This is a genomic window from Streptomyces sp. UNOC14_S4 (assembly GCF_020740835.1).
GTDB lineage: Bacteria > Actinomycetota > Actinomycetes > Streptomycetales > Streptomycetaceae > Streptomyces.
In genome coordinates this window covers 1-3,519 of record NZ_JAINFC010000656.1, presented here as the reverse complement: position 1 = coordinate 3,519, position 3,519 = coordinate 1, and the positions used below count along the sequence as shown (strand labels likewise).

The 3,519-nt window shown below is 70.9% G+C and carries 3 protein-coding genes and 1 pseudogene; 3 read left to right on the top strand and 1 reads right to left on the bottom strand.

From position 1 onward, the window contains the following. Positions 1-225: 225 nt before the first annotated feature. Positions 226-789 carry an RNA 2',3'-cyclic phosphodiesterase gene (gene thpR / locus K6I34_RS33805; RefSeq protein ID WP_229331864.1) on the top strand — a complete coding sequence of 188 codons (564 nt, stop codon included), beginning with the start codon at positions 226-228 and terminating at the stop codon, positions 787-789. A gap of 135 nt (positions 790-924) precedes the next feature. Here thpR and K6I34_RS33800 read toward each other — a convergent pair whose 3' ends face one another. Further along, positions 925-1,470 carry a Uma2 family endonuclease gene (locus K6I34_RS33800; protein ID WP_229331863.1) on the bottom strand — a complete coding sequence of 182 codons (546 nt, stop codon included), beginning with the start codon at positions 1,468-1,470 and terminating at the stop codon, positions 925-927. A 322-nt stretch (positions 1,471-1,792) separates the two neighbouring features. Between K6I34_RS33800 and K6I34_RS33795 the strand changes: the two genes are divergently transcribed. Together K6I34_RS33795 and K6I34_RS33790 are read left to right on the top strand one after the other, a co-directional pair. After that, positions 1,793-3,226, top strand: a complete 1,434-nt coding sequence (locus K6I34_RS33795) for a family 2B encapsulin nanocompartment shell protein (RefSeq protein ID WP_229331862.1) — start codon at positions 1,793-1,795, stop codon at positions 3,224-3,226. 30 nt (positions 3,227-3,256) lie between these two features. Beyond that, positions 3,257-3,519 (top strand): annotated as a pseudogene (locus K6I34_RS33790) (hypothetical protein); the annotation flags it as partial.

Genomic DNA, 3,519 nt, shown 5'->3' with positions numbered 1-3,519 from the left:
AGGGGGTGGGGCCTGCGGGCGGGAACCTGAAACGCGGTGCGTGCGGCTGCCTTCTGTGGGGAGCCGTGCTTCATGCACCGTCGTTTCAGAACCCCGCCCTCCGGCCCCGCCCCCTCCACCGGATGTCGGCTGCCGGTAGGGGGTGTCTGCGTCCGCTTTCGGCTCTCCGTGAGGCGCCCGCGTTGCAGTTCTCCACCTCTCTGACTGTGGAGGGACACTGACCTCATGCGACTCTTCGCCGCTGTGACACCGCCGTCGGAGGTCGTCGCGGAACTCGTGGCCGCCGTGGCCCCCCTGCGTTCGCTGCCCGGGGCAGGGCAACTGCGCTGGACCGAGGCCGCGAGCTGGCACTTCACCCTCGCCTTTCTCGGCGAGGTGGACGAGGCCCTGCTGCCGGAGCTCACCGAGCGGCTCGCGCGCGCCGCGCGCCGGTACCCTCCGCACGAGCTGCGGTTCGCCGGGGGAGGGCGGTTCGGTGACCGTGTCCTGTGGGTCGGTGCGGATGGTGAGCGCACCGTTCTGCGTGACCTCGCGCGCTCCACGGCCGCCGGGGCACGCCGGGCCGGGGTGGCGGTGGACAGTACGCACGATTTCCGCGCCCACCTCACGATCGCCCGTGCCACGGGCCCGGTGGACCTGCGGCCGTACGCGGACGGGCTCGCGGACTTCACGGGCACGCCGTGGACGGTGGACCGCCTGGAACTCGTCCGCAGTCGTCTGCCGTCCTCGGGTGTTCCCGGCGAGCGCCCGCGCTACGAGACGCTGGCGGCGTGGGGGCTGGGGAGCTGACCGCTGGCGGTCGGCGGTTACGCTCGTGGGGTGGACCCGAAGACCAGGAACCGGATCATGACCGGTGTGCTTGCCGTGCTGCTCGTTGTCGTCGCCGTGGTGTCGGCGGTGCGGTAGCGCTCGTGCCCGCCCTCGTCAGTAGGGGCGGAGTGCGCCGGTCTCCAGCGTGAAGGAGAAGGGGGCGGGGATGTGGACGGGCTCCCCGAATTCGGCGTCCTCCCTCATGCGGTAGCGGCCGTTCTCGGGTTCGCTGAAGAGCGTGACGGTTTTCTGACGCGCGTCCACGACGAGGTAGAGCGGGATGTCCATCAGCGGATAGTCGCGGAGTTTCCCGACCCAGTCGTTCTCGGGGTTGGAGGGGGAGACGATTTCCACCGCGATCAGGGCGAGCTCGGCCGGTACGCTGCTCTCCACCGTCGCCATCGACTCTTCGGGCAGGTAGGTGAGGTCCGGATTGCGTACCTTCGCTGTCCGGGGTGACTCCAGGTCGGTGTTCCCGGTGTCGATATATCCGGCCGGGGCGTGCACGTCGAATTGTTTCCGGATTTTGCTCAGGTTGAGCTGATGGATGGCCGAGGGCGGAGCCTGGACGACGATGAGGTCGCCGGACAGTTCTGCTGTGAAGCCGTTGGGCAGGGCGTGGCGTGCCTTTTCCAGCAGCTCGAAACGCTGGGAGTTCACGGCGGTCTCTCCTCCTTGGCAGGCTTTCCGGCACCGCCGGAATCGCCTCGGCGCCCGAGTCTAGTGGCCCTCGATGCGGCGTCGGATCCGTTTCTGTGGTGGTGGTTTTTCGCCATCCTGTGCGTGCCTTCGTGTGGGGGGCGGGCCGCGCGGGCTCGTATGTGTGGCCGAAATTCCACCCTCGTGTGAGCTGTGAGGCTGGAGGAGCCTGTGGCTCAAAAGTGACGTGTGTGCCGTCGGACACCCCTGGCCATGATCGTCGTCCTGATTCACTTGCGCGCCGGAGCCCGAGAGCGGGAGACGGAACGGAGAGGAAACCGGGATGACGACCGCAGTGACGCCCGACGGATACGAGCCGACGCCGACGCACACGGCGGCGCACGCGCAGCTCAGCCTGGGGGTCGCCGCCGCGCGGAACCTGGCGACGACCACCAAGTCCGTACCCCAGATGCAGGGCATCAGCTCCCGCTGGCTGCTGCGGGCGCTGCCCTGGACGGAGGTCAAGGGCGGCACGTACCGGGTCAACCGGCGCCTCGTCTACACGGTCGGCGACGGCCGCGTCACCTTCGTCCAGGACGGCACGTCCGTCCGCGTCGTGCCCGCCGAGCTCGGCGAGCTGCCGCTGCTGCGCGGCTTCGGCGACCAGGACGTGCTGCGCGCGCTCGCCGACCGGTTCGAGCAGCGGGAGTACGCCCCCGGCCAGGTGATCGCCGAGGAGGGGCGCCCCGCCGATCGCGTCCTGCTCGTCGCGCACGGCAAGGTCGAGAAGACCCGCGCCGACCGGTACGGCGAGGCGAGCCGCCGCGGCATCATCACCGACGGCGGTTTCCTCGGCGGGCGGGTCGCCGGGGGCGAGCCCGGCACCTGGGAGACCACCGCGCGGGCCCTGACCTCGTGCGTCGTCCTGGCGCTGCCGCGCGCCGCGTACGAGGAGGTCGCCGCGCGCAGCGAGGGCCTGCGCGCGCATGTCCGGCTGCGGCTCGCCGAGGAGGGCCGGCCGCGGAACCGGCGCGGCGAGGCCGAGATCACGATCGCCTCCGGGCACACGGGTGAGCCCGAGATCCCCGGCACGTTCGTCGATTACGAGCTCCGGCCGCGCGAGTACGAGTTGAGCGTGGCGCAGACCATCCTGCGGGTGCACAGCCGGGTCGCCGATCTCTACAACGAGCCGATGGACCAGATCGAGCAGCAGCTGCGGCTGACGATCGAGGCGCTGCGCGAGCGCCAGGAGTACGAGCTGGTCAACAACCGTGAGTTCGGTCTGCTGCACAACGCCGACTACAGCCAGCGCATCTCGACCCACTCCGGTCCGCCCACCCCGGACGACATGGACGAGCTGCTGACCATGCGCCGCGGGACGAAGGTGTTCCTCGCCCACCCGAAGGCCATCGCCGCCTTCGGCCGCGAGTGCACCAAGCGCGGCATCGGCTTCGGCGAGACCGAGTTCCAGGGCCACAGCGTGCCGTCCTGGCGTGGTGTGCCCCTGCTGCCGTGCGGGAAGATCCCGGTCTCCGAGGCGGGCACCTCCGCCGTCCTCGCGCTGCGCACCGGCGAGGCCGAGCAGGGCGTGATCGGCCTGCGCCAGACCGGCATACCCGACGAGTACGAGCCCGGCCTCAACGTCCGGTTCATGGGCATCAACGAGCAGGCGATCATCTCCTACCTGGTCAGCACCTACTACTCGGCCGCCGTCCTCGTTCCCGACGCGCTCGGCGTCCTGGAGAACGTCGAGGTGTTCCGCGCCTCCGGCGCCTGACGCCCGCCGACCGCCGCCTGAGGAGACCTCGTGTCACTGCTGTCCCGCATGGCCGCGCCCACGGCCACCGACGACGTGGCGAAGCTGGTGGCCGGGCTGCTGGCCCGGCCGGGCGCCGCGGCCGAGCTGCCCGGCCGGGCAGCCGCGAAGCTGTCCGGCCGTGTGCCGTCGTCCGTACGTGCGCCGTCGTCCGTACGCATCCCCTCGGGGCCGACCGGGCTGGGCACCTCCGCCCTCCGGGTCACGCCCCGGGAGGTTGGGGAATCCCGGGAGTCGCGTGACTCCCGTGACTC